19 protein-coding genes and 1 riboswitch are annotated in these 24,865 nt (G+C 64.5%); of the genes, 9 read left to right on the forward strand and 10 right to left on the reverse strand.

Translation table 11 applies throughout. From position 1 onward, the window contains the following. The first annotated feature begins 9 nt into the window (after positions 1–9). The gene (locus HJ583_RS18265; RefSeq protein ID WP_170023255.1) at positions 10–993 is read left to right on the forward strand and encodes a bile acid:sodium symporter family protein; all 984 of its coding nucleotides are present in this window, start codon (positions 10–12) and stop codon (positions 991–993) included. Here the strand turns inward: HJ583_RS18265 and HJ583_RS18270 are convergent, their stop codons facing one another. From HJ583_RS18270 to HJ583_RS18295, 6 genes are all read right to left on the reverse strand, one after another. Then, positions 994–1,980: a magnesium transporter CorA family protein gene (locus tag HJ583_RS18270; protein WP_170023256.1), complete on the reverse strand. Its 987-nt coding sequence runs from the start codon at positions 1,978–1,980 to the stop codon at positions 994–996. 61 nt (positions 1,981–2,041) lie between these two features. After that, positions 2,042–2,872: a DUF481 domain-containing protein gene (locus HJ583_RS18275; protein WP_170023257.1), complete on the reverse strand. Its 831-nt coding sequence runs from the start codon at positions 2,870–2,872 to the stop codon at positions 2,042–2,044. A gap of 114 nt (positions 2,873–2,986) precedes the next feature. Then, on the reverse strand, positions 2,987–5,584 hold the full coding sequence (locus HJ583_RS18280; RefSeq protein ID WP_170023258.1) for a DNA topoisomerase III: 2,598 nt from the start codon (positions 5,582–5,584) through the stop codon (positions 2,987–2,989). A 120-nt stretch (positions 5,585–5,704) separates the two neighbouring features. Beyond that, positions 5,705–6,187, reverse strand: coding sequence for a DUF494 family protein (locus HJ583_RS18285; protein ID WP_170023259.1), 483 nt, complete (start codon positions 6,185–6,187; stop codon positions 5,705–5,707). A gap of 37 nt (positions 6,188–6,224) precedes the next feature. Continuing rightward, positions 6,225–7,310, reverse strand: coding sequence for a DNA-processing protein DprA (gene dprA, locus HJ583_RS18290; RefSeq protein WP_170023260.1), 1,086 nt, complete (start codon positions 7,308–7,310; stop codon positions 6,225–6,227). A 4-nt stretch (positions 7,311–7,314) separates the two neighbouring features. Continuing rightward, complete coding sequence (locus tag HJ583_RS18295) at positions 7,315–8,364, reverse strand: LysM peptidoglycan-binding domain-containing protein (protein ID WP_170023261.1); 1,050 nt, start codon at positions 8,362–8,364, stop codon at positions 7,315–7,317. Between the two features lie 187 nt (positions 8,365–8,551). Between HJ583_RS18295 and def the strand changes: the two genes are divergently transcribed. The 3 genes from def (at position 8,552) to htpX (ending at position 10,984) form a co-directional block, all read left to right on the forward strand. After that, positions 8,552–9,055, forward strand: coding sequence for a peptide deformylase (gene def / locus HJ583_RS18300; RefSeq protein WP_170023262.1), 504 nt, complete (start codon positions 8,552–8,554; stop codon positions 9,053–9,055). A 72-nt stretch (positions 9,056–9,127) separates the two neighbouring features. After that, entirely contained in the window at positions 9,128–10,060 is a 933-nt protein-coding gene (gene fmt / locus HJ583_RS18305; protein ID WP_170023263.1) for a methionyl-tRNA formyltransferase, read from the forward strand. An 84-nt stretch (positions 10,061–10,144) separates the two neighbouring features. Continuing rightward, positions 10,145–10,984, forward strand: coding sequence for a zinc metalloprotease HtpX (gene htpX / locus HJ583_RS18310; RefSeq protein WP_170023264.1), 840 nt, complete (start codon positions 10,145–10,147; stop codon positions 10,982–10,984). A gap of 105 nt (positions 10,985–11,089) precedes the next feature. Here the strand turns inward: htpX and HJ583_RS18315 are convergent, their stop codons facing one another. The 3 genes from HJ583_RS18315 to HJ583_RS18325 all read right to left on the reverse strand — a co-directional run bounded on the left by HJ583_RS18315 (position 11,090) and on the right by HJ583_RS18325 (position 17,354). Next, the gene (locus HJ583_RS18315; RefSeq protein WP_170023265.1) at positions 11,090–14,350 is read right to left on the reverse strand and encodes a DEAD/DEAH box helicase; all 3,261 of its coding nucleotides are present in this window, start codon (positions 14,348–14,350) and stop codon (positions 11,090–11,092) included. Positions 14,351–14,649: 299 nt separating this feature from the next. Continuing rightward, complete coding sequence (locus tag HJ583_RS18320) at positions 14,650–15,465, reverse strand: DUF429 domain-containing protein (RefSeq protein WP_170023266.1); 816 nt, start codon at positions 15,463–15,465, stop codon at positions 14,650–14,652. Further along, positions 15,462–17,354 (reverse strand): MFS transporter, encoded by a 1,893-nt coding sequence (locus HJ583_RS18325; protein ID WP_170023267.1) that lies wholly within the window; start codon positions 17,352–17,354, stop codon positions 15,462–15,464. Before HJ583_RS18325 ends, HJ583_RS18320 begins: the two co-directional genes overlap by 4 nt. A gap of 168 nt (positions 17,355–17,522) precedes the next feature. Here HJ583_RS18325 and HJ583_RS18330 point away from each other — a divergent pair, with 168 nt between their 5' ends. The 4 genes from HJ583_RS18330 (at position 17,523) to HJ583_RS18345 (ending at position 23,489) form a co-directional block, all read left to right on the forward strand. Continuing rightward, on the forward strand, positions 17,523–18,743 hold the full coding sequence (locus tag HJ583_RS18330; RefSeq protein WP_217423505.1) for a glycoside hydrolase family 6 protein: 1,221 nt from the start codon (positions 17,523–17,525) through the stop codon (positions 18,741–18,743). A gap of 53 nt (positions 18,744–18,796) precedes the next feature. After that, the gene (locus HJ583_RS18335) at positions 18,797–19,120 is read left to right on the forward strand and encodes a hypothetical protein (protein WP_170023268.1); all 324 of its coding nucleotides are present in this window, start codon (positions 18,797–18,799) and stop codon (positions 19,118–19,120) included. Positions 19,121–19,264: 144 nt separating this feature from the next. Continuing rightward, a riboswitch (cobalamin riboswitch) is annotated at positions 19,265–19,422 on the forward strand. A 102-nt stretch (positions 19,423–19,524) separates the two neighbouring features. Then, positions 19,525–22,353, forward strand: a complete 2,829-nt coding sequence (locus HJ583_RS18340) for a ribonucleoside-diphosphate reductase subunit alpha (protein ID WP_170023269.1) — start codon at positions 19,525–19,527, stop codon at positions 22,351–22,353. Continuing rightward, complete coding sequence (locus HJ583_RS18345; protein ID WP_170023270.1) at positions 22,350–23,489, forward strand: ribonucleotide-diphosphate reductase subunit beta; 1,140 nt, start codon at positions 22,350–22,352, stop codon at positions 23,487–23,489. Before HJ583_RS18340 ends, HJ583_RS18345 begins: the two co-directional genes overlap by 4 nt. Positions 23,490–23,600: 111 nt before the next feature. Here the strand turns inward: HJ583_RS18345 and HJ583_RS18350 are convergent, their stop codons facing one another. Then, on the reverse strand, positions 23,601–23,936 hold the full coding sequence (locus HJ583_RS18350) for a hypothetical protein (protein WP_170023271.1): 336 nt from the start codon (positions 23,934–23,936) through the stop codon (positions 23,601–23,603). A gap of 264 nt (positions 23,937–24,200) precedes the next feature. Between HJ583_RS18350 and HJ583_RS18355 the strand changes: the two genes are divergently transcribed. Further along, complete coding sequence (locus HJ583_RS18355) at positions 24,201–24,791, forward strand: TetR/AcrR family transcriptional regulator (RefSeq protein ID WP_170023272.1); 591 nt, start codon at positions 24,201–24,203, stop codon at positions 24,789–24,791. Positions 24,792–24,865 lie beyond the last annotated feature (74 nt).

Genomic DNA, 24,865 nt, shown 5'->3' on the forward strand with positions numbered 1-24,865 from the left:
CGCTGCCCGATGTTCGCTTTGCTTCGACGTTTTGGCCTGGATGGCTTCATCCTTGCCCTGCTGGCTTCTGCATTGTTTGCCGCCGTGTGGCCGGAGCTTGGCCGCAGCGGCGGTCTGCTCCATCTGGACTGGTATGCCAGCTGGGGGGTGGCCGTCGTTTTCCTGCTCTACGGTCTGGGCCTGTCGCCAGCGCGGATGCGCGCAGGCTTGCTCAACTGGCGCCTGCACTGCGTGGTGCAGGGCGCTACCTTCATCCTCTTTCCGCTGCTGGGCCTGCTGCTCGATGCCACGCTCGGCAGCCTGTTTGCTGCGCCGCTAGCGCTGGGCCTGTTCTACCTGTGCGCCCTGCCCTCCACCGTGTCGTCATCGGTGACGATGACTTCCATTGCCCATGGCAATGTGCCGGGCGCGATCTTCAATGCCAGCCTCTCCAGCCTGATCGGCGTTTTCATCACGCCCTTGTGGGTGAATGCCTATCTGCAGACCCAGGGCGCTGGCCTGCCGCTCGGGCCGGTGATCGGCAAGATCGTGCTGATGGTAGTTGTGCCCATCGTGCTCGGCCAGTTGCTGCGCCCCCTGCTGCTGCGCCAGCTGGAGCGGGCCGCTCCCGTCACGCGCTGGCTCGATCGCGCCACCATCGTGGCGATCGTGGCCAATTCCTTCGCGGATTCGGTGCATGAGGGCGTGTGGGCGCAGCAAGGCATCCTGACCCTGCTGGCGATCGCAGCCATCGCGGTCGTCCTGTTCTGGGGCGTGATGGGCCTTCTGGCGCTGTTGTGCGACCGGCTCGGTTTTTCGCGTGAGGACCGTATCGCAGCCCAGTTCTGCGGCTCCAAGAAATCGCTTGCGGCCGGGGTGCCGATGGCTGGCATCATGTTCGCCGGCAATCCGGCTTTGGGCCTGATCATTGCACCGATCATGATCTTCCACCTGTTGCAGCTGGTGATGGTCAGTGTGCTGGCGCGGCGCTGGGGCCAGCAGCACAGCGGCTGACTACCTGCGCCTCAGTACGCGCGGCCAGCGTAGCCCATTCCAGCCGAGGCCGCGTCCGCTGGCGAGCTGCACGATGATGCGCAGGCCCAGCCAGCCGGCCAGCGCCATGCCGATCACCAGCAGGCCGTAGGACAGGCGCCAGTCCAGGCCAGCAGTCCACACGCTGAACTCGGACATGCCGCCAATGCTGGCCACCAGATTCAGCGGCAGGAAGATCACGCTGATCAGGGTCAGGTTCTTCAGCAGGGTGTTGACGTTGTTGTTGATGATCGCGCCGCGCGCATCCATCAGGCCCGAGAGCACGCTCGAATAGATCGCAGCCTGGCGCGCGCACTGCTGCATGTCCAGCACCGTGTCATGCAGCATCTCGGCTTGTAGCGGCGTCAGTTCAAGGCGATGGGTGGAGCTGCGCAGCTTGGCGAGTACCGCCGCATTGGCCTCGATGCCGTCCACGTAGTAGATCAGGCTCTCGGAGAGGGCCAGCATCTGCAGGTAGTAGCGGTTTTCCATCGAGACGCTGATCTTGCTGCCCAGCTCGGCGTTGATCTGCTTGATGACTTTCAGGTGGCCCAGATAGTGGTGCACCGTGTGCAGCAGCAGCTTGAGCAGGAAATCGCTGAGGCTGTGGATGCCGCGGAATTCGCGCTCCGAAAAGTCCGGCTCCCCTTCGGCGGTGACCAGCACCACCGCATCGGGGCGTACGAAGATGCCCACCGAGGCCACGTCGAAGCGCAGCTGGGCGCCGATCGAAACGTTCTTGGGGCGCTTCCAGATGATGTTGGCGGCGCCATGCGCACCGAACTCGACACGTGGGATCTCTTCCGGGTCCAGTGCGGCGTCGAGATCGTAATCATCGAGCCCGAGCGTGCTGCGCAACTCCTCGCGCTCGGCGCGATCGGGCGCGGCGTAGACACGGATCGGTGCTGCGGCCGGATCGCCCTCGGCGTGCTGGATGGTGCCGGCCTGCAGGTTGAAGCAACGTTTCATGGCGGGGCCCGGGAATGGATCTGCCCGAGTATAGGGGCTGGCGTTGCGGCGGCGATGCCGTTCAGAAGCCGGCGGTGATGCCTGTGAACACGATGGTGTCGAGATTGGTTGCGTCGCCGCGAACCTTCTCGCGGTATTTCTGCAGCATCGCGACCTGCAGGCCCAGCGTCGAATTGATCCGCGTCGACAGGGCGCCCTGCATGGCGAAACGGGTGCCGCCGCTGACTGAGTCCGGATACACCACCAGGCGATGGGTGAAGCGCGAGTGCTCGGAAATGTCGTAGCGCAGCTCGGAGCCGAGCAGGCCTTCGATGCCGCGCGAGGCCTCCTCGCCACGATAACGCTCTTCACTGTAGGCAATACCGGTGTAGGCGTTGAAGCTCAGGGTGTCCGAGGCAAAGAGATGCGAGCCGAGGCCACCGCCTGCGCTGCCGCGCGACTGGAGCTCCTGCACGCCATCGCGTTCGGCACCTAGCGCCAGGTAGCCGAACATGTCCTGACCGAAGCTGCGTTCGCTGCGGAAATCAGCGTTGATATTGTCGGTATCGCGTTCGCCGTTCTCGGTACCGCGTACCGCGATCACGTTGGCGAGCAGGCGGCGGTTGGCGGTTGTCCGCACCGCGTCGAGGGTCATCGAACCCTGGCTGGAGTTCGTGGAGCCTTGCTGCAGGGTGATGCCGAGACCGAAGGAGCCGTTCCACTTGTCCGAAGGCGCATCGATTTCAGGCGCTCGGGCAAGGTTGTTGAAGAGTGGGTCCTTCACCTGCGATGGCAGGGGTGGTGGTGGCGCGGGGGTGGGCGACTCGGCTTCTTCAGGGGCTTGGGCGAGGACACCGGTGCTGGCCAGCAGGCACAGCAGGGGCAGGATGTTGCGGTACAGCGGGCTGGACATGGATCGTTCGGGAGAGTTGAAGCTGGTGTGAGTGTGCGTCGTGGCAGGAGTTCCGTGCCGGAATGAAAAAGGCCTGCTTGCGCAGGCCTTGGGCCGGACGACGTAGGCGCCGGTTCAGCTGGCAGCCTTGCGGGTGCGGGTTGTCTTGGTCGCTGCCGGTTTCTTGGCGACCTTGGCCTTGGCTGCGGGGGCCGCTGCAGTTGCCTCTTCGCCCTCGGTTGCCGCGACGGCCTTGGCAGCACCTGCCTTGGGGGCCTTGGGGGCACGCGGTTCGAACTCGAAGCCGACCTTGCCGGCCTTGGCATCCCACACCAGCATGGCCGAGAACTTGCGATGCGTGCGTGAAGACACGAAGAGCCGCAGCAGATCCGTCTTGCCGGTGGTGAGCAGCTTCTGCATCTGCTCGATTTCGATCGGCTGCTGCAGGATTACCTTGCCGGAGCGGAAGTCGCAGCTCTTTTCGGGGCCAACAGCCTTCTCGCAGACATAGGTGGTGCCGTGTTCATACACGCCACTGGCGCACTTGGGGCAGCTGCCGAGGCTGGTCTGGGCCGAGAAGTCCGGCGCTTCGGCGGCTTCACCGTCACGTGGCTGACCGAAGTCGAACTCGGGCAGTTTGTCGTCATTGAGGCGGATCTCGGCGTTGAAAGCACGCCCCATCTTGTTGCGGAAGCCCAGCAGCGGGCCGACGCGGCCGGTGGTGAGCAAGGTTTCGATCTCGTGCGGTTCGAACTGGCGACCAGCGACGATCTTCCACAGCGAGTAGTCGCAATCCGAGCACTGGAATTTCTTGTAGTTCTCGCGGATCAGGCCGCCGCATTTGGGGCAAGGGGCTTCGAGAATGCCGAAATCGCCGGGGATGGTGTCCGAATCGTAGGTCTTGGCACGCTCGACGATCTCGCGCGTCATGGCCTCGATGTGGCCCATGAATTCGGCACGCGTGAGCAGGCCCTTTTCCATCTGCGCCAGCTTGTATTCCCACTCGCCGGTCAGCTCGGCGGAAGACAGCTCGGTGATGCCCAGCCCCTTGAGCAGAGTGATCAGCGAGAAGGCCTTGGCGGTCGGGATGAGCTCACGGCCTTCACGCAGCATGTAGGTTTCGGCGATCAGGTTCTCGATGATCTGGGCGCGGGTGGCCGGCGTACCGAGGCCACGGCCGCCCATGGCAGCGCGCAACTCTTCATCGTCGACCAGTTTGCCGGCGCCTTCCATGGCGGAGAGCAGGGTGGCTTCGTTGTAGCGTGCGGGCGGCTTGGTGACGCTGGCCTTGACGTGAATTTCTTCGGTTGTCGAGCCCTCGCCAGCCTGTACCGGCACCAGCGAGCCGGTTGCCTCTTCGCCCTCGATCGCGGCTTCCTTGCCATAGATGGCCAGCCAGCCAGCGTTCACGAGAACCTTGCCCTCGGTCTTGAAGGCCTCGTTCTCGACGCGGGTGATGCGGGTGGTGATCTGGTATTCAGCGGCCGGGAAGAATACGGCGAGGAAACGCTTGGTGACCAGGTCGTAGATCTTGTACTCGGCTTCGCTCAGGCTCTTCGGCGCGGTACCGGTCGGCACGATGGCAAAGTGGTCCGAGATCTTGGCATTGTTGAAGATGCGCTTGTTCGGCTTGACCCAGCCACGCTTGATGATCTGGGTGGCGAAGCCGACGTACTCGTCCGGCAGCGCGCCGAGGATGCCCGGCACGGTGGCGACGTAATCTTCCGGCAGGCAGCGTGAGTCGGTTCGCGGGTAGGTCAGCACCTTGTGCTTTTCGTACAGGGCCTGGGCCAGCTGCAGGGTGGTGCGGGCTGAGAAGCCGAAGCGGCCGTTGGCCTCGCGCTGCAGGGAGGTGAGATCGAAGAGCAGCGGCGAGAGCTGGGTCGAGGGCTTGGACTCTTCCTCGACCTTGCCTGGCTTGCCGGCGCATTTGGTGCGGATGGCGTCGGCCTTGGCCTTGTCCCAGATGCGCGGCGCAGTGGCGTGCTCGTCATCCTCTGGCTTCTTGAAGTTCTCGTCGAACCAGCGGCCGGCATATTCGCCAGCGGAGACGCCGAAAGTGGCTTCGACTTCCCAGTAATCACGCGACTTGAAGGCGCGAATGCGTTCTTCGCGTTCGACCACGATGGCCAGCGTCGGCGTCTGCACCCGGCCCACGGTGGTCAGATGGAAGCCGCCGCTCTTGGAGTTGAAGGCGGTCATGGCGCGGGTGCCATTGATGCCGATCAGCCAGTCACTCTCGGCGCGGCACATTGCTGCTTCGCGCAAGCCACTCATCTCGTTGGCCGTGCGCAGGCGCTGGAAGCCGTCGCGGATGGCCTGCGCGGTCATGCTCTGCAGCCACAGACGCTGCACCGGCTTTGCGGTGCCGGCATGCTGGGCCACATAGGTAAAGATCAGCTCACCTTCGCGCCCCGCGTCACAGGCGTTGATCAGGCCGCTCACGTCCTTGCGCTTGATCAGCTTGGTCAGGAGGCGCAGGCGTTCAGCACTCTTCTCGATCGGATTCAGCGCGAAGTGCGGCGGGATCATGGGCAGGTGGGTGAAGCTCCACTTGCCGCGCTTGACCTCGAATTCCTCTGGCACAGCCAGCTCAAGCAGGTGGCCGACGGCCGAGGACAATACGTAGTCATCGCTCTCGAAATAGTCGCCCTGGCGGGTAAAGCCGCCCAGCGCCCGGGCAATATCCTGAGCAACAGAGGGTTTTTCGGCGATGATGAGTTGTTTGGTCATGGTGGCCTGGACAGGCAAAAAAACGCGGCTGTAAAGCCGCGGTTGTTGAAACTGCTCTGGATGATAGAAGTGCTGCGCCCGGCGGCGCAAGTTTTCCCGCTGAAAGCAGGCTCTTGGCTTTCAGTGCACGGCTACCGTGGTTTGCCAATCGTCCTCGACGGTTTCGACTTCGTCGGTGAGCAGTTCATCGAGAATCAGAGCGTCGACACTGGCACGCTCCTGCCACAGCACCATCAGCACGATGACCTTGAACTGGGACAGGCCGATCTCTGTCTCAGGCAGCGCCATGGCCCGTTCAATGGCCATTTCGCGCCTGCGCATATCGAGCACGCCAGCACTTTCAAGGAAACTCATGAAGCCGCGGCTGGCGACGTCCAGGCGTGCGCTTTCCGCTTCGGTGAAGATGCGCATCGAACCGCTGGCCGGTTTGGGTGCCGCCTGACTGGCAACCAGACGCAGGCCGCTGAGCCATTCGACCGCTTCGGCGATGTCGCCTTCTTCAAAACCGACGGCAGTGAGTTTGCGGGTCAGTTGCTCCGGCTCTTCCGGGCAGGCATCCGCGTAGCCATAGGTCTCGAACAGATAAACCAGAATGTCGATCATGGCAGCTCCTGCTTGTGTGCCGCCACACGGCGCGGCACTAGGTGATTCTTTGGAACCGGCCCCCGGCCAGGCGCGCAATGCGTCCGTCGAGTTCCAGTGTGGTCAGGATGGCGAAGAGCGCATCCGGCGTCAAGCCCGCCCGAGTGCCCAGTGTGTCTGGATCGACCGGATCAAAGCCCATCTGACCGAGCAAGCCGAGCTCCTCCGCGTCAGCGCTTGCCTGGGATACTACCGGGGCGATGTGGGCGTTGTGGGCCCAGTCGAGTTCTTCGAGCACATCCTGGGCGCTTTCGACCAGCTTGGCGCCCTGCTTGATCAGGCGATGGCAGCCACGCGCCTGCGGTGAATGGATCGAGCCGGGAATCGCAAACACATCACGCCCCTGTTCGATCGCTGTGCGGGCGGTGATCAGCGAACCGGAATCCACCGCCGCTTCCACCACCAGCACACCGCGCGCGAGGCCAGAAATGATGCGGTTGCGGCGCGGGAAGTTGTAGGGTGTCGGTGGCGTGCCGAGCGGGAATTCCGAAATCACCAGGCCATTCTCGGCAATGCGCCGGGCAAGCGCGGCATTGCGTGCCGGGTAGATCCGGTCGGCTCCGGTGCCGATCACCGCGATGGTGCTGCCGGCGGCTTTCAGCGCGCCGCGATGGGCTGCCGCATCGACCCCCAGCGCAAGGCCGCTGATCACGGTAAGGTTGGCGGCCGCAAAGGCTTCCGCGAAGGCCTCAGCATTGGCTTCACCCTGCGGTGTGGCAGCACGTGCGCCAACCATGGCAATGGCCGGCTGCTGCAGCAATTCGACGCGTCCCTTGGCGTAGAGCAGGCTGGGCGGGTCGGCGATCTGCAGCAGCGCCTGGGGATAGGCGGCGTCGCCAAGAGTCAGGATTGCATTGCCGGGCTCATTGGCCCAGGCCAGTGCGGTTTCGACCAGGGCGCTGTTGTCGTGAGTACGGAGGGCGGTGGCAAGCTTTTCACCGATCACCTGCGCCAAAGAAAACTGCCCGGCGGCAAAGATCCGCTCGGGCAGTCCGAAGGTGGCTAGCAGCTCGCGCTGCCGTTCCGGGCCAATGCCTGGAATCAGGCACAGGCGCAGCCAGTGGCGCAGGTCGCTGGCGCTCAACGCGTCAGGGCGCGCTGACCTTGTCGCCGACCTTGACCGGGCCGGTAGCGTCCATTACCAGGGCGTAGGAAAGCCGATTGAAGGTGCGGAACACATAGGCAAGGCCGACGCGGGAGTCCGGCAGATTGACCTTCTGCGAGCTGCGCAGGCTTTCCAGGTAGGTAACCGTTCCATTCACTCGCGTCAGTGCAACCAGATGGCCAGGCTCCATGCCTTGATCACGGCCGGCAGCGATGGCGATGACCGAACCACGGCCAGCATCCCTTACACCGTCGTAAATGGAGGCCACGGAAGTCTGCAGAGAGGCTGCCGGCGGGTGCGGCGGTGCTGCCATCAGGCTGGTCTTCGACGAGGGCTCCAGGCGGTTGCCGGCAATCACTTCACTGACCGACTCGGTCAGCGCCAGTTCAGCGACCTTGCCGTTGGCTTCAGGCTGCACCACACGGGCCTTGGCGACCAGTTTGGCTTCATGGCCCAGCACGGCCCCCGAGTACGGGTCCTTGATCGGCTGGGCGCGGCGATAAATGTCCCATGCGTCGATGCCGGGCGTGAGGTTGCGGGCGTAAGTGGTGTCACCACGTGCACCGACAATCACACGGCTTTCCTGGTTGGCGACGATGGTCGGCAGCGCGGGATTGTCACCATACTCATCGACCAGCGGTTCGACTAGGAAGGCACGGATGGCTTCCAGCGGGATGCTGGCGATCGGGGAAAGAGCGTCTTTGGAATAGACCTGCGGTGACAGGCGGTCACCCCCGGTCACCTGACCATCGACTGACTTGCCGATCGAGAGAGTGCCGTTGGCACGATCCAGCACCACCACCTGACCCGGATAGATCAGGTGCGGATTGCGGATCTGGTCCTGGTTCATCTTCCAGACTTCCGGCCAGCGCCAAGGCTGCTTGAGGAACATGCCGGAGATACCCCACAGGGTGTCACCCTGTTTGACCGTATAGCTGTCTGGCGCACTATCGGCGATCGGCGAATTGTCGGCAGCACCGGCGTAAGCGGTGGCCATGGCCACGATCAGTGCGAGAAGCGATTTTCTGAGCATTGCGAACCCCGTAAATGGTTGGTCGCGGCGCGGAGTCGTTCCGGAAACGCTAAACTCCTCGCCTTGTTAGGCGTGCAGGCTGCTTTGCAGCCGGCCTATTCATTACTTGACCAGACGCTGCAGATATTCAAGTTTTGCGTTAGATTCTGCATGTAGCTCACTCATCCAGCAAGGGTTTTTCAGACAAATGGCGCTGCTGCCCATCCTCCGCTATCCCGATCCCAAACTGCATACCAAGGCCAAACCGGTGGCCGTTGTGGACGAGCGTATCCGCAAGCTGGTGCATGACATGGCCGAGACCATGTACGAGGCGCCGGGCATTGGCCTGGCCGCCACCCAGGTTGATGTGCATGAACGCGTCATCGTCATTGATGTCTCCGAAGACAGAAGTGGCCTGCTGGCCCTGATCAACCCGGAAATTATTGCGCGCGATGGCGAGCAGACCTGCGAAGAAGGTTGTTTGTCGGTGCCTGGCATCTATGACACGGTGACCCGCTCCGAGCATGTGAAGGTACGTGCCCTGAACGAGAAGGGCGAGCGGATCGAGTTCGAGGCTGACGGCTTGCTCGCCGTATGCGTGCAGCACGAGATGGATCATCTGGAGGGCAAGGTCTTTGTTGAATACCTCTCGCCCCTCAAGCAGAACCGTATCAAAACCAAGCTTGCCAAGAAGGCACGCATTACGGCGTGATGCCTTGATGCCTGCGGTGGCGTGTTCCCGGGCGGCTTTTGCCGCCCGCTTGCTTTAAGCCCTTACTCAAAAATGAAAATCGCTTTCGCCGGAACTCCGGAATTCGCTGCCGTCGCCCTGCGCGCCATTCTCGCCGCCGGCTTCGAGGTGCCGCTGGTGCTGACCCAGCCCGACCGACCCGCCGGGCGCGGCATGCAGCTGCAACCTTCTGCAGTGAAGCAGGTCGCGCTCGAACATGGCATCGCCGTCGATCAGCCCGAAAAGCTGCGCACGTCCGAGCAGCAGGCTGCGCTCGCTGCCTGTGGCGCCGACGTGCTGGTGGTCGCCGCCTACGGCCTGATCCTGCCGCAGGCGGTGCTGGACCTGCCGCGCCTCGGTTGCCTGAACATCCACGGCTCGCTGCTGCCGCGCTGGCGTGGCGCCGCGCCGATCCACCGCGCCATCGAAGCCGGCGACACGGAGACCGGCATCACCATCATGCAGATGGAAGCCGGGCTGGATACCGGACCGATGTTGCTCAAGCGCGCCGTGCCTATCCTGCCCGCCGACACCACCGCCAGCCTGCACGACACCCTCGCCGCACTGGGCGGCGAAATGATCGTCGAGGCCCTGCGTGCGCTGGCACAAGGCCCGCTACCGGCGACGATCCAGCCTGAAGAAGGCGTGACCTACGCCCACAAGATCGACAAGGCCGAAAGCCAGTTCGATTTCCGCCAGAGCGCCGAAGTACTCGCGCGCAAGCTGCGCGCCTTCGACCCCTTCCCGGGTGGCGCCGCAAATATCGCCGGCACCACGCTGAAACTGTGGGCGGGCGAGGCCACGACAGGCGCGGGCGAACCGGGGACAGTGCTGGCGGCGGATGCGGCCGGCGTCGTCGTCGCCTGCGGCGCAGGCGCGCTGCGTCTGACCGTGCTGCAGAAGCCGGGTAGCAAACGCCTGCCAGCGGGGGATTTTCTGCGCGGTTTTGCGCTGACAGCCGGTGCCCGTTTCGATCTGCCCGCCTGAACCAGGATTGAATCTTTTTTCCTGACCCCCATCTAAACTTCGCGTGCATGAGCACGGTTTATTTCTGGAAGGCAGGTTAAGACAATGTTCAACTGGCTCAAGACTTCGATCCTGATGGCGGGCATCGTGGCCTTGTTCGGCGTAGTCGGCGCGATGATCGGCGGACAGCAGGGCATGATCCTGGCGCTGCTCTTCGGCGGCGCGATGAACGTGTTCTCCTACTGGTTCTCGGACAAGATGGTGCTGCGCATGTACAACGCGCAGGAAGTCGACGAGGCCAGCTCGCCCTACCTCTACAACATGGTCAGGCGGCTCGCCCAGCGCGCCCAGCTGCCGATGCCGCGCGTCTACATCATCGACGAGCATCAGCCCAACGCCTTCGCCACCGGCCGCAACCCGGAGCATGCCGCCGTGGCGGCCACCACCGGCATCCTGCAGATGCTCACCGAACGCGAGCTGCGCGGCGTGATGGCGCACGAGCTGGCGCACGTGAAGCACCGCGACATCCTGATCTCGACGATCTCGGCGACCATGGCCGGCGCGATCTCGGCACTCGCCAATTTCGCGATGTTCTTTGGTGGGCGCGACGAGAACGGCCGCCCGGCCAACCCGATCGCGACCATCGCCGTGGCCCTGCTCGCCCCGCTGGCCGCCAGCCTGATCCAGATGGCGATCTCGCGGGCGCGCGAGTACGAAGCCGATGCGGGCGGCGCTGCTTTCTGCGGCGATCCGGATGCGCTGGCCGACGCGCTGCAGAAGATCGATTACTACGCGCGTGGCATCCCGATGCCGGTGGCGGACGAGCACCCGGCCACGGCGCAGATGATGATCATGAACCCGCTTTCGGGTGGGGGGCTGGCCGGCCTCTTCTCGACCCACCCGCCGACCGAAGAACGCATTCGTCGCCTGCGTGCGATGCGCTGAGGTAGCAGGGCCGCTGTAGGGCGGACTTCAGTCCGCCACCACGTCCCGCGTGCGGCTGAAGCCGCACCTACGAAATCCAAAGCCCGGCCTCGCGCCGGGCTTTATTCATTCGGGCAAGGGCGCGAAGAGTTCGGCGATGTCGGCTTCGCTGAACTTCACTTCGCCTTCCGCGTCGCCGCTCAGCACCGCGGCGGCCAGCGCGGATTTCTTCTCCTGTAGGGCCACGATGCGCTCTTCAATGCTGCCGGCGGCGATTAGCTTGTAGACGAAGACGGACTTGGTCTGGCCGATGCGATGCGCCCGGTCCGTGGCCTGATCCTCGGCCGCCGGATTCCACCAGGGATCGAAGTGGATCACGGTATCCGCCGCCGTGAGGTTGAGCCCCACGCCGCCGGCCTTCAGGCTGATCAGGAACAGCGGCAGCTGCCCGCTCTGGAAGGCTTCAACCGCCTCCTGGCGCTTGCGGGTCTGGCCGGTGAGCTTCACATAGCCGATGGCCGCCTGCTTCAGCTCGGCTTCGATCAGGCTGAGCATGCTGGTGAACTGCGAGAAGAGCAGCACACGGCGGCCTTCCTCGATCAGCTCGGGCAGCATCTCCATCAAGAGATCGAGCTTGGCGCGCTCCTTCACTTTTGTAGCGCTGGGCATGTCCAGCAGACGCGCATCGCAGCACACCTGGCGCAGCTTGAGCAGCGCGTCGAGAATCACGATCTGGCTGCGCTTGAAGCCCTTGTCGGCGACCACCGCGCGCACCTTCTCGTCCATCGCCGCGCGCACGGTCTCGTAGAGATCGCGCTGGCTGCCGGCCAGTTCCACCGTGCGCAGCACGATGTTTTTCGGCGGCAGTTCGCTGGCCACGTCTTCCTTGCGGCGCCTCAGGATGAAGGGCTTCACGCGGCGTGAGAGCAGCTCGCGGCGCAGGCTGTCTCCATTCTTTTCAATCGGCGTGCGCCAGCGGCGGGTGAAATCGCGGTTGTCGCCGAGAAAACCCGGCAGCAGGAAATCGAACTGGCTCCACAGCTCGCCGAGGTGGTTCTCCATCGGCGTGCCGGTGAGGCACAGGCGGTGCCGCGCATCGAGCTCGCGCACCACGGCAGCGGCCTTGCTGGCGGCATTCTTTACCGTCTGCGCTTCGTCGAGGATCAGCATGTGCCAGGGCTGGGCCTGCAAGTGCTCAGCATCGCGCCAAACCAGCGGATAGGTGGTCAGCACCACATCATGCTGGCCAATCGCCGAAAAATCGCGCTGCGGGCCGTGCAGGGCCAGCACCCGCAAGGCCGGGGCGATGTGCGCAGCTTCGCGCTGCCAGTTGAAGACCAGCGAGGTCGGCAGCACCACCAGCGCCGGGCGGTCGAGGCGACCGGCCTGCTTTTCGGTGAGCAGATGGGCGAGGGTCTGGGCGGTCTTGCCGAGGCCCATGTCATCGGCAAGGATGCCGGCCAGATCGAGCGCACGCAGCTGCTGCAGCCAGGCCAGACCTTCGAGCTGATAGGGGCGCAGGCTCACGCCCAGCCCGGCCGGGGCGGCCAGCGCCGGCGGGCGGGCCAGCTCGTGCAGGCGCTGGCGGGCGGCCTGCAGGGCCCGCAGGCCATCCTGCGAACGGGGTGGCGGAATCTCGCTGAGCCGGGCGGCGTCCAGCGGCGAGAGGCGCAGGCGGGCGCTGCCGTCGAAGAGATCGAGGAAGGCGCGCAGCACCGGGCGGACGCGCGCCACCGGCAGGCTCACGCGCTGACCTTCGTCGAGCGTGAGTTGCAGGCGGGCGTCGTCGGCCAGCTTGTCCAGCCCGCCGGCACGGCTCACCGCCGGATGCTCCAGCAGCCCAGCCAACAGCGGCGCAAGCTCGACGCGCCGTCCTTCCAGCTCGAAGCCCAGGCTCACCTCCAGCCAGCCGTTTTCGCCGGGCTCGATGTCGCTGAAGAAATCATCGATTTCAACGATGTGATGGCGGAAGTCCTCCGTCAGCTCTAGCGTCCAGCCGGCCGTGTGCAGGGCCGGGGCGAGCTTGCCGACCCAGTACTGCCAGTCTTCTGCCGCTGCGAGGCTGAAGAGATTCTTCTCGGTGGGAACCGACCAATACTGGAACAGGCCGCGCGGGATTTCTTCAAAGCCGAGACGGGTGAGCACTTCCAGCGCGCGCTGCTCGGCGGCAGTGTCGCGCACGAGGCGCACGGTTTCACTGCCTTGCACGCGGAATTCGCGCGTGTCATCCAGCGCCACCTCGATGCCAGCGTAGTCGAAGCTAGGCTGGGCGAAATCCAGCCAGTCACGGAACAGCGGTGGGTGCTGACGCCAGCGTCTGCTGGTGTCCACCGTGCGGCTGTAGAGGCGCAGACGTGGCCGTGGTGCCACCCGCACTTCGCGTAACTCGGTGGCGCGGCCTTGAGGGAGCGGCAGTTCCGGCGCGAACTCGGCCAGCTCGCGCGCGACGACGGCGGCATCCACCGGGCGCAGGGGCGGTGCGCCGAGCAGGCGGCTGGCTTGGCGCGGCGGCAGGCCCAGTTCCAGCGGGCCTGCACAGCGCCCCTTTTCATCCAGATACCAGGGTGGTTCGGTTGGCAGCAGGCGCAGGCCAGCAAGCCCTTCGATGGCAGGATGCAGGCAGCCGTCTTCACGCATCTGCCAGCCCAGCCGTGCGCTGCGTGCCGGGCCCGGCTGCAGGACGCCGTGCTGCAGGCTGCTGAAATGGCAGCGACCCGTAGCCAGCAGGCGCGGCAGCAATTCTTCGACCTTGCAGCCATCAAGGCGCAGGCGCAGGTAATAGCCATCACGATCGCGCGTCAGCCACAGCGCCCGCAGGATGGCGATGTCATTGTCGTCAACGAAAGCCGGCGGCTGGATCAGGGCGCGCTCGATATTGCTCCACTCGGCCGGGCGCTCCGGAAAGCCGCCATCCAGCGCCGGGCGGATCTTGTACAGGCGCACGGAGAGCAGGCGTTCGTCCGGCGAAGCTTCAAGCAGGTAGAAGAGTTGCTCGCGGCTGCGCGTGGCCTCGCGCTTGGCCGGCGCCTCCACTTCCTCGCGGAAGTCGCGCAACCAAGCCAGCACGGCCGGGTCCGGCAGAGCCTTCTTCTCGCCACGCTGCTCGATGGCGGCCAGCAGAGCGGCGGCGCAATGCTTGCAGGCGCTGCCCACCGGGCAGGTGCAGGACGCATTGATCTGCATGCCGCGCTTGGCCGGATGGAACACGACGCGCACGGTGTAGGGCCGCCGCTCGGTGCCCTGCACCAGCGCACTGACCTCGAAGTCGCTGACATGCAGCTGGCTGACCGCTGGCAGATAAGCCTCACCCTTGGCCATCCCGGCCGGGCCGAGGGCGCGCAGGATGTCATCGCGGGTGAAGTGGCGGGCAGGAGCGCTAGCGTGCATGAAGCAGAATTCGCGGGCAAAGGAGCCAGTTTAGGGCCTGTTCACAATTACCGCGCCAGTCACGCTCATGTGTTGCGGGATGCAGCGCAAGGCGGGGCGACGAAACAAGGGTGGCCCCCTCGTGAGGAGCACCAACGTGGCGATGCGCCCGCATCACATGAGCCCTGTGGGTTGGCCGGTTCAGCCGCGCCCACTGCGTTGCACTCGTTGCCAAGGGGACCACCCTTGGCTGCCTCGTGCGCCTTGTTGGCACGCCTGAACCGGCCAACGTGATCTGGCGGGGTAAATGTGAACAGGCCCTAGCCCGGACAGCCGATGATCCAGCCTTCAAGCGGATCGACGTCGGCCGGCAGCCCGAAGCCGGCTTCACGCAACTGCCAGGCCCGCGCCGCCTGCAGCAGGGCCAGCACAGCGTCGAGGCTGTCGCCGCTGGCGTCATCAAGCAGCTGCCCGGTGAGCGCCGGACTCAGCTTCAGCGTCAGCTCGGCTGCGCCTGTGTTCAGGCACATGATGATTTTCTCCCGTTCCGCGCGGCGCTCGGGCGTCTGTCTGGCGCGCTCGTCGCTCTTGTAGGAGGCCTGGGTGAAGCGGCGCGCCAGCAGGGCCGGATAGGCTTCCAGCGCGAGGCGCTGCGGGTCGCCGGCGTGCAGGCCGGGAAGACTCAGGCCGGCGGCGAGCAGGCGTGGCGCGCCCTCGAAGAACATCAGGCCGACCGGCGGATTGACCAGCTTCATCGGGCTGTGCGAGCGCGCCGGTCCGTCACAGGCGCGGTGCAGGTAGCGGCTGCCCATCGGCCGACGCTCGCGCACGCCATCGAGCGCAGCCTTGAAGGCCGGCTTGCTGAGCGTGTGAATGTGCCGGATCAGCCCGGCCCAGTTCTGTGGCCAATCAAGTTGCACGACGAGCGCGCGCGGCAGGCCAAAGGGAAAATCGAAACCGCCAACCCAGGGGCCGGGGCGCTGCAGCACCGCTTCGAAGCGGGCCCAGTCCGCACAGCGCTCCATGTCCGCCACCGCCAGGGTATTTCCGCGCAGCCATCCGCTGGCTACGGTGATCGGCTTGCGCCGGCTGGGAGCGGAGGTGAAGTCCACGCCCAGCAGCAAGGGCGCGTTCATCTCCACTCGCCGCGCAGCTGGGCGATGCGCGCGCGCAGCTCGACCGGCTTGAGCCCTTCCGGCGCTAGTGCTTCGCCGACGACCAACTCCACCCGGTTGCGCAGGCCGCGCGGGAAGAGCTTGCTCATGGCACTGCCGTAGGCGCGCGAGAAATAGCCGCCCCACAGGCCGCGCAGGGCCATTGGAACGACCGGCACCGGGTTGCGGCGCAGGATCTTGTTGAGGCCGCCCTTGAAGGGGCCGATTTCGCCGTCGCGGGTGATCGTGCCTTCGGGGAAGATGAAGATCAGCTCGCCGGCGTCCAGCGCGCGGGCAATTTCTTCATAGGCGCGCTGCACCGATTCGCGGTCCTCCTGCGCGCTGGCCACCGGAATGCAGCGGCTGGCGCGGAACAGCCAGCGCACCAAGGGCGTGCGGTTGATCTGGTGATCGATCACGAAGCGCGGCTGGCGCGGCAGCACGCCCATCAGGATTACCGCATCGGCGAAGCTCACGTGGTTGCACACCGCGAGCGCCGGGCCGCTGGCCGGCACATTGGCGAGGCCGCTGGGGGCTACGCGGTAGATGCTGTGGGTCAGCGACCACGCGATGCAGCGCAGATAGAACTCGGGCACGGCGCGGTAGATCAAGCCGGCCACCAGCAGATTCAGCAGCGCGCATACCAGAAACAATTGCGGGATCGTGAGCCCGGCGGCAAGCAGCCCGGCCGTGATGCCGGCCGAGGCCACCATGAAAGCGGCATTCAGGATGTTGTTGGCGGCGATGATGCGCGAGCGTTCGGCCACATTCGAGCGGCTCTGCATCAGCGCATACAGCGGTACGGTAAAAAAGCCGCCACCGATGCCGATCATCACCATGTCGAGGAGGATGCGCCAGCTGGCTGGCTTGGCCAGGAAGCCCGCCAGAGTGACCGGTGCAGGCGTACCGGTGGGGCTGGCCAGCCACAGGTCGAAGGCAAACAGGCTGATGCACAGCGTGCCGAGCGGCACCAGGCCCAGCTCCACATGCTTGCCCGACAGGCGCTCGCACAGGAAGGAGCCCGTCGCGATGCCGACGATGAAGGTACCCAGCAAGGTGGTAACCATCAGCTCATCGCCGCCCAGCACACCCTGCACATAAGGGGCGAACTCGGTCAGCAGTAGGGCGCCGAAGAACCAGAACCACGAGATGCCCAGTAGCGCCATGAACACCGTCTTGTTGCGCGCGGCGAGCTTCAGGTTGCGCCAGGTTTCGGCGATGAAGTTGTGGCTCACCTTGAGCTCTGGCGCGGGTGAAGGCGCCGGCGGAATGCGCCGGCTGGCGGCATAGCCCAGTCCCGCCACGATCACCGTGAGCACGCCGCAGAGGTCCGCTCCGATCTGCGGAATGGCCATCAGCAGGCCGGAGAGCACGCTGCCGGCAAGGATCGCCACGAAGGTGCCGCTCTCCACCCAGGCATTGCCGGCGACCAGTTCGTCCGGATGCAGGTGCTGCGGCAGGATCGAATACTTGAGCGGGCCGAAGAAGGTGGAGTGCAAGCCCATCATGAACAGGGCGAAGAGCAGTAGCTCCACATGGCGGGTGAAGAAACCCACGCTGGCGACCACTGCGATACCGATCTCCACCGCCTTGATGATGCGGATCAGGCGGCTCTTGTCGTACTTGTCCGCCAGCTGGCCAGCTAGCGCCGAAAACAGGAAGAAGGGCAGCACGAATAGCCCCGCCGCCAGTTGCACCGCCAGCGCCGGCGCCAGTCCGAGCACCTGGCCGGCCTGGAAGGTGATCAGCAGCAGCAGCGTGTTCTTGAACACGTTGTCATTGAACGCGCCACAGAACTGCGTGAGGAACAGCGGGCCGAATCGACGGGCGCCGAGAAGCTGCAGGGTGGAGCGGGAAGGTTCGATGGACATGCGCAGGGAGCCGGTCAGGATGCCGGGCGAGGATAACGCAGGCCAGGGCTTGCGGCGAGCCTCGCAGCTGGCAGCAGCGCAGTGCCACTGGTCGAGTTTTCGTGAATTAAGTCACGGATTCTGCTTAGGATTCCACGCACATAACAAGCAGTTTCGGGGAGTGAAGCAATGCGTCAGGTCTTTCTGGTCGGAGCGGTGGCCGCTGTCATGCTGGCCGCGTGTGGCGGTGGCGGTGGAAGTGCGGGTAGCAGTGGAGGCGCCTCCGCGTCGTCGGTTTCGGTGCAGGTAAGCAGCGCTGCAACCAGTCAGGGCGCCAGTTCAGCCCGCAGCAGCGCGGTGGCCGTGTCCAGTTCAGTGGCCGGCAGCATCGCCAGCAGCTCATCGGCGGCCACCAGCAGCAAGGCTTCGAGCGCCGCAACGAGCAGTAGTGTTGCCAGCAGTGTCGCATCAAGCAAGGCTGCCAGCAGCATTGCCAGTTCCAGCACGGCGAGCAGTGCCAGCGGAGGTTTGGGCCTCAGCAATGGCTTCAGCGCCTTCTACTCGGACCCGAATTCGCAGGTGCGCAACTGGGTAGCTGCCAATCCCGCTGACTCACGCACCGCCACCATCAACAGTGCGATCGCCCAGCAGGCCTTCGGCAAGTGGTTCGGCGAATGGAGCGGCGATATCGCCACTGCCGTGAGTGGCTATGCCGGCGCAGCGCAGAGCGCCGGCAAGATCCCGCTGCTGATCGCCTACAACATTCCCAGCCGTGATTGCGGCTCTTACAGCGCAGGCGGCTCCAGCGGTGGTGACGCCTACAAGACCTGGATCAGCGCATTTGCTGGGGGCATCGGCAGCAAGCCGGCGATCGTGATCCTTGAGCCGGACGCGCTGATGCAGCTCGACTGCCTGCCCTCGGATGCCGACCGCACGGCGCGCTTGGCCCTGCTCAATTACGCCGTCGACCAGTTTGCCGCCAAGGCTCCGAATGCCTGGGTCTATATCGATGCAGGCCATTCGAACTGGAAGAGTGCGGCGGATACCGCTACCCGCCTGATCAATGCCGGTGTGGCGCGGGTGCGTGGTTTTGCCCTGAACGTGTCCAACTACCGGGCCGATACCGAACTGCAGACCCACGGCGCGGCCGTGATCGCGCAGCTACAGCTCCAGGGCAGTGCTGCCAAGCCTTATGTGATCGACTCTTCGCGCAACGGCAATGGCCCGAACGGCAGCGAATGGTGCGACCCGGCCGGCCGCAAGGTCGGTGCCACCAGTAAGGTGCTGAGCCTCGGTAGCGGCATGGAGATGGCGCTGTGGCTTAAGGCCCCGGGCGAAGCCGATGGCTGCGCGGCCGGCGCTGGTCAGTTCTCACCGGATCTGGCCTACCGACTCGCCACCGGTGGCTGAAACCCTCCAGCCCGGCAGTCGCCGGGCTTTTTTACGCCTGAAAGATGCTTCCCATGAAACGCCTCTTGCTCCTGATCGCCTTGCTGCTGGCTGCCTGCAGCGAGCCCCTGCCCGCCGACAAGGAAATCTACGCCGGTGACTGGGAAGGGCCGGGCATGCAGCTGTCGATCAGCAGTGACGGCCGTTTGTACTACCAGCGCGTGCAGGGCAGCAGCTCACGCACGCTGGAATTGCCGATCCAGCGCTTTGAGGGCGATAACATCGTCGCCGGCCTTGGCCCGGCTGCTGCCACTTTCGTCGTCAGTCAGCGCCCACACCCGGAGCAGGGGGAATGGGTGATGGAGGTGGATGGGGTGCGTCTGGTGCGCCAGGAGTAAGCGCACCGGGCGGCGCAAAACCAGCGCAAGCGGCCCTGCAGCAAGCCCACAAGCGCTTTTCTGCATTTCACTACATCTAGTCGGGTTATTGGTATCTGCTACTAGGTATAGTTGTCATCAGCTTGACTCCAACTAAATACAGCCCCTACACTCCGTCCCGACGGTGTCGGGAAGCCAGCTCGCTGGCGCTGCCCCCGCAACTGTGACCGGCGAGTGTCGGCATGCCACTGGGATGATCCGGGAAGGCTGCCGACAGGCTTTGACCCGGCAGCCAGGAGACCGGCCGTCACACAGATAAAACATCAACTGGAGCGGGGTGTCTCCGGGGCCGATGCGACGCTGCCTGCAGGCCTGCGTTCACCGCCCCCAGCATGCCGTTCCCCATCAAGAGAGAGAGAGCCGGTATGCAACATTCCGCCATCGCGGCCGAGGCCGCCCGCAGCAGCGCGCCCAGCAGCATTTCCAGCAGCGAGTCCGACTTTGCCGCCAGCCAGGCAGGTCTCGAGCTGATCCGTCGCAATGGCGCTGTGGTGCCCTTCCAGGCTGAGAAAATCAGCGTGGCGCTGTCCAAGGCTTTCATCGCCGTTGAGGGTGGGCAAGGAGCCGCTTCGGCGCGCATCCGCGAGCTGGTGAATCAGCTTACGGCGACTGTGGTCGGCGCCCTGACCCGCCGCCTGCCTGGCGGCGGCACGGTGCATATCGAAGATGTGCAGGATCAGGTCGAACTGGCCCTGATGCGCGCCGGCCAGCACGATGTGGCCCGTGCCTATGTGCTCTACCGTGAGAAGCGCTCTTCCGAACGCGCCGCCCAGCAGGCTGCCGTGCCCGCTGCCGCGCCGGCCCGCCTGCATGTGCTGGATGGCGACGAGCGTCGCCCGCTGGATGAGGTTGCCCTGCTTGGCCAGATTCGTGAAGCCTGCGTTGGCCTGGGAGATGTGTCCGCCGAAACCGTGCTCGAACACGCCCTGCACAATCTCTACGACGGCGTACCGGTGGCTTCCGTGCGTCAGTCTCTGGTGCTCGCGGCGCGCACCCTGATCGAACGTGATCCGGATTATTCCAAGCTGGCTGCCCGCCTGCTGCTGCGCAGCGTGAGCATCGAAGTGCTGGGTGAGGAGCTGGGCCAGGTCGCCATGGCTGCGCGCCTGCCGGAAGCTTTCCCGGGCCTGATCCGCGAAGGCGTCAAGGCCGGCCTGCTCGATGCGCGTCTGGCCGAGTACGACCTGCCGCGCCTGGCTGCCGCACTAAAGGCCGACAACGATCTGCGCTTTGACTACCTCGGCCTGCAAACTCTCTACGACCGCTACTTCCTGCACATCGAAGAGCGCCGCATCGAGCTGCCGCAGAGTTTCTTCATGCGCGTGGCGATGGGACTGGCACTGAATGAGATCGACCGCGAAGCGCGCGCCATCGAGTTCTACCAGCTGCTTGCCAGCTTCGATTTCATGAGCAGCACGCCGACCCTCTTCAACAGCGGCACCTGCCACTCGCAGCTCTCCTCCTGCTATCTGACCACGGTAGCTGACGATCTGGACGGCATCTATCAGGCGGTGAAGGAAAATGCCCTGCTTCAGAAGTATGCCGGTGGCCTGGGTAACGACTGGACCCCGGTGCGTTCGCTGGGCAGCCGCATCAAGGGCACCAACGGCAAGAGCCAGGGCGTGATCCCCTTCCTCAAGGTGGTCAATGACACGGCGCTGGCCGTGAATCAGGGCGGCAAGCGCAAAGGCGCGGTGTGCGCCTATCTGGAGACCTGGCACCTCGACATCGAGGAGTTCCTGGAGCTGCGCAAGAACACCGGCGATGAGCGCCGCCGCACGCACGACATGAACACCGCCAACTGGATTCCGGATCTCTTCATGCAGCGCGTGATCGCCGGTGAAGACTGGACCCTGTTCTCGCCTTCCGATGTGCCCGATCTGCACGAGAAGTTCGGCAGCGCCTTCCGCACTGCCTACGAGGCTTACGAAGAGAAGGCCGCACGTGGCGAGCTCAAGCTGCACAAGAAGCTGCCCGCCGTGCAACTGTGGCGCAAGATGCTGACCATGCTGTTCGAGACCGGCCATCCCTGGATCACCTTCAAGGATCCGTGCAACCTGCGCTCGCCGCAGCAGCATGCCGGTGTGGTCCACAGCTCCAACCTGTGCACCGAGATCACCCTCAACACCTCCGACACCGAGACCGCCGTGTGCAACCTCGGCTCGGTGAACCTGCCGGCCCACCTGGTGCAGATCGATGGTGAGTGGCAGCTCGATCAGGCCAAGCTCGCCCGCACCGTCGGCACCGCCATGCGCATGCTCGACAACGTGGTCGACATCAACTTCTACGCCACCCCCAAGGCGCGCACATCCAACCTGCGCCACCGCCCGGTGGGCCTCGGCGTGATGGGCTATGCCGACTGCCTGCACCGCATGGGCCTGCCTTTCGCCTCGAATGAAGCCGTCGAATTTGCCGATCGCTCTATGGAAGCCGTCTGCTATCAGGCCTACTGGGCCTCCAGCGAGCTGGCCCGAGAGCGGGGTGTGTACTCCAGCTACCGTGGCAGTCTGTGGGATCGCGGCATCCTGCCGCACGAGTCGATCGCCCTGCTCGAAGAAGGTCGCGGCGAAGCGGTGGAAGTGGATCGCAGCGCGCGCCTCGATTGGGATGCCCTGCGCAGCCAGATCGGCCGCCACGGCATGCGCAACTCCAATTGCGTTGCCATCGCACCTACCGCCACCATTTCCAACATCATCGGTGTCTCCGCCTGCATCGAGCCGGATTATCAGAACCTCTACGTGAAATCCAACCTCTCCGGTGAATTCACGGTGGTGGGCGAACACCTGGTACGCGATCTGAAAGCCCTGGGCCTGTGGGATGAAGTGATGATCGCCGACCTGAAATATTTCGATGGCTCGCTGGCCCGCATCGATCGTATCCCGGCCGAGCTCAAGGCCCGTTACGCCACCGCTTTCGAGGTGGACGCGGTGTGGCTGATCGAAGCCGCCGCGCGCCGTCAGAAGTGGATCGATCAGGCCCAGTCGCTGAACCTGTACCTGGCTGCGCCCTCGGGCCGCAAGCTCGACGAGATCTACAAGCTGGCCTGGAAGCGTGGCCTGAAGACCACCTACTACCTGCGCACCCTCGGTGCCACCGCCATGGAGAAGACCTCCGCCCCGGTCGAGCAGATCAATGTGCCCGCCGAGCCCAAGTTCTGCTCCATCGACAATCCCGAATGCGAGGCCTGCCAATGAGCTCCCTGAATTTCGAAGACTGGGGCAGCCCCGCGTCCGCCCTCCAGCCCGTGGCGGGCGGCTCCGCACCGGCGCCGCAGGCGGCTGCGCCGGTGCCGCGTGGAGTCACCGGCAACATGCCGCACCCCGCGCTGGCTGCCGTGCGCGCGCAGGACAAACGCATCGTCAACGGTCAGGGCGACATCAACCAGCTCGCCCCGTTCAAGTATCCGTGGGCCTGGGATTTCTTCCTCAACGCCAACAAGAACCACTGGACCCCGCTCGAAATCTCAATGGCTCAGGATGTGCATGATTACCAGCACAAACTCACGCCGGCCGAGCGCCATGTGTTCGAAAACGTGCTGGCCTACCTGACCACCTCGGACATCCTCGCCATGCGCAACATCGGTCTGGCGGTGATGGAAAAGATGAGTGCGCCCGAACTGCAGATCTACCAGGCGCGTCAGGTGTACGAAGAAGCGCTGCACACCTGGACCTACCAGCACTGCATTGAAACCCTGGGCATCGATCAGCAGGAGATCTACAACCGCTACCGCGTGGTGCCCGAGATCAACGCCAAGATCTCGCTGGCCAACCGTCGCCTTGAGCGTGTCATGCGTTCGGACTTCGACCTCGCCGATCGCGACAACCTGCACGAGTTCGCGCTCTCCTACATGTTCTTCGCCGGCATCTTCGAAGGCTGCTGGTTCTACAACGGCTTCACGCCAATCTTCGCCCTGCAGCGCCGCGGCCTCATGAAGGGCGCGGCCGAGCAGCTGCAGTACATCATGCGCGACGAAGTACTGCACTGCGCCTTCGGCATCCGCGTGGTGCGCGAGCTGCTCAAGGAAGAGAACCTCACACTCGATCCGCGCGCCGTGCAGGAGTTGTGGGAAGAAGCTGAAGCCGCTGAGTCAGGCTATGCCGGCTACATCCTGCGCGAGCCCATCCTCGGTTACTCGGCGGATCTGCACCGTGCCCAGTTCCGCTTCATCGCCAACCGCCGCGCGCGTCAGCTGGGCCTCGCCGAACCCTTCCCGGGCGCCGAGAACGTGCTGCCCTGGCTGGACGAACAGGCCAACCTGCGCAAGGAGAAGAACTTCTTCGAGACCCGCGTCACCGAGTACCAGACCGGCGGGGCATTGAGCTGGGATTGAGGTGTGTTGGAGTATGAAATGAAAAGGCCTCGCAGTACGCGAGGCCTTTTTCTTGGAGTCTTTCCAGAGTGAAGCGGCAAGCCTGTATTGCTTCCTGACCCTGCCTCAAATTTATCGACGCTGAGCCTCATGATCAGGCACCTCGCGAATCATCTCGCCTTCGATCACCATGCCATCGGAGTTCTCAGCCGGGCTGCGTTGCGCAAAGGGCTCCTGCTGCACGGGGGACTGGGCTCGCAAGGCACGGCGCAGGGCGCGAGTTTTCCACCAGAAATAGCCCAGAAACACGGCGCCCCCGACCAGCACTACGCCCAGCGCCACCACCGAGAACATCACCATGGCCACGATCGCCACCAGCGTGAACAGCCCTGCCACGATCCGGGTAAAGGGGCCGGCTGGGGTGCGTGGGCGCGAAGAGGGGATACGGATGAAAACGGGTGAAGGCATGACAGGTGATCCTTGTAGCCAGCGAGCCGGCTGGGTGCGGGGAAGACGGAGGTTCAGAGCGCGGATCCGGCAAAAGATTCCCCGGCCGGGCGTGTGTCCGTTTTCCTGATATGGGGGAGAAGAGCCAGGTTTCAATGCCGATCATGCCGAGGAGGGCGCGCGCCGCGACTGACGCCGATGCATGGCCAGGCCTGGGAGCGAGTCTTTCTGGACACACAAAAATTAACTAGACGACCGGTCTATTTGTGCTTTAGGATCCAGGCCATGAACTCCGAACGCCCCGATACCCGTCAGCACATCCTTGCCTGTGGCCAGCAACTCATTGCGGCCAAGGGTTTCGTAGCGGTCGGGCTGGCCGAGATTCTGACGACCGCAAAAGTACCCAAGGGCTCCTTCTATCACTACTTCGCGTCGAAGGAAGCCTTCGGAGTGGCCTTGCTGGAGAGCTACGAGGCCAGCTACCTGAATCGTCTGGCGGCGCTCAACGCACGGCCCGGGCTCAAGGGCGCACAGCGGCTGCTGACTTATTTTGAGCGCTGGGCCGAAACCCAGCGCGGCGACGATGCGGCCGAGTACTGCCTGATCGTGAAGCTCAGTGCCGAGGTGGCCGATCTTTCCGAAGCGATGCGGGCCCGCATGCTGTCTGCCACCGATGCTGTGCTGCGCGAGCTGGCCGGGCATGTCTCTGCTGGCCAGGCAGATGGCTCGATCGGCAATCCGCAGGATGCCGCGGCGCTGGCGCAATGGCTGTATGAAGCCTGGCTCGGCGCATCCTTGCTGGCCAAGCTGCGGCGGGACGACAGTGCCTTTGCCGGCGCCATGGAAAAAACCCGCGAGCTGCTGCAACTGAACTGAAAAGACACGACGCACGCGGCGGGGCAAAGGCCTCGCCGCTTTTTTTGATCCCGAACTAGACGACCGGTCTAGTG

The sequence above is a fragment of the Uliginosibacterium aquaticum genome (genome assembly GCF_012972705.2).
Taxonomy (GTDB): Bacteria; Pseudomonadota; Gammaproteobacteria; order Burkholderiales; family Rhodocyclaceae; genus Uliginosibacterium; species Uliginosibacterium aquaticum.

Bases quoted from the DNA above. Each gene is read 5' to 3' on its own strand.
- HJ583_RS18350 (WP_170023271.1), bottom strand. From the start codon at position 23,936: ATGCCTTCACCCGTTTTCATCCGTATCCCCTCTTCGCGCCCACGCACC.
- HJ583_RS18355 (WP_170023272.1), top strand. From the start codon at position 24,201: ATGAACTCCGAACGCCCCGATACCCGTCAGCACATCCTTGCCTGTGGC.
- HJ583_RS18295 (WP_170023261.1), bottom strand. From the start codon at position 8,364: ATGCTCAGAAAATCGCTTCTCGCACTGATCGTGGCCATGGCCACCGCT.
- HJ583_RS18340 (WP_170023269.1), top strand. From the start codon at position 19,525: ATGCAACATTCCGCCATCGCGGCCGAGGCCGCCCGCAGCAGCGCGCCC.
- HJ583_RS18330 (WP_217423505.1), top strand. From the start codon at position 17,523: ATGCGTCAGGTCTTTCTGGTCGGAGCGGTGGCCGCTGTCATGCTGGCC.
- HJ583_RS18280 (WP_170023258.1), bottom strand. From the start codon at position 5,584: ATGACCAAACAACTCATCATCGCCGAAAAACCCTCTGTTGCTCAGGAT.
- fmt (WP_170023263.1), top strand. From the start codon at position 9,128: ATGAAAATCGCTTTCGCCGGAACTCCGGAATTCGCTGCCGTCGCCCTG.
- htpX (WP_170023264.1), top strand. From the start codon at position 10,145: ATGTTCAACTGGCTCAAGACTTCGATCCTGATGGCGGGCATCGTGGCC.
- HJ583_RS18345 (WP_170023270.1), top strand. From the start codon at position 22,350: ATGAGCTCCCTGAATTTCGAAGACTGGGGCAGCCCCGCGTCCGCCCTC.
- def (WP_170023262.1), top strand. From the start codon at position 8,552: ATGGCGCTGCTGCCCATCCTCCGCTATCCCGATCCCAAACTGCATACC.
- HJ583_RS18270 (WP_170023256.1), bottom strand. From the start codon at position 1,980: ATGAAACGTTGCTTCAACCTGCAGGCCGGCACCATCCAGCACGCCGAG.
- HJ583_RS18285 (WP_170023259.1), bottom strand. From the start codon at position 6,187: ATGATCGACATTCTGGTTTATCTGTTCGAGACCTATGGCTACGCGGAT.
- HJ583_RS18335 (WP_170023268.1), top strand. From the start codon at position 18,797: ATGAAACGCCTCTTGCTCCTGATCGCCTTGCTGCTGGCTGCCTGCAGC.
- HJ583_RS18265 (WP_170023255.1), top strand. From the start codon at position 10: ATGTTCGCTTTGCTTCGACGTTTTGGCCTGGATGGCTTCATCCTTGCC.
- HJ583_RS18320 (WP_170023266.1), bottom strand. From the start codon at position 15,465: ATGAACGCGCCCTTGCTGCTGGGCGTGGACTTCACCTCCGCTCCCAGC.
- HJ583_RS18325 (WP_170023267.1), bottom strand. From the start codon at position 17,354: ATGTCCATCGAACCTTCCCGCTCCACCCTGCAGCTTCTCGGCGCCCGT.
- HJ583_RS18315 (WP_170023265.1), bottom strand. From the start codon at position 14,350: ATGCACGCTAGCGCTCCTGCCCGCCACTTCACCCGCGATGACATCCTG.
- HJ583_RS18275 (WP_170023257.1), bottom strand. From the start codon at position 2,872: ATGTCCAGCCCGCTGTACCGCAACATCCTGCCCCTGCTGTGCCTGCTG.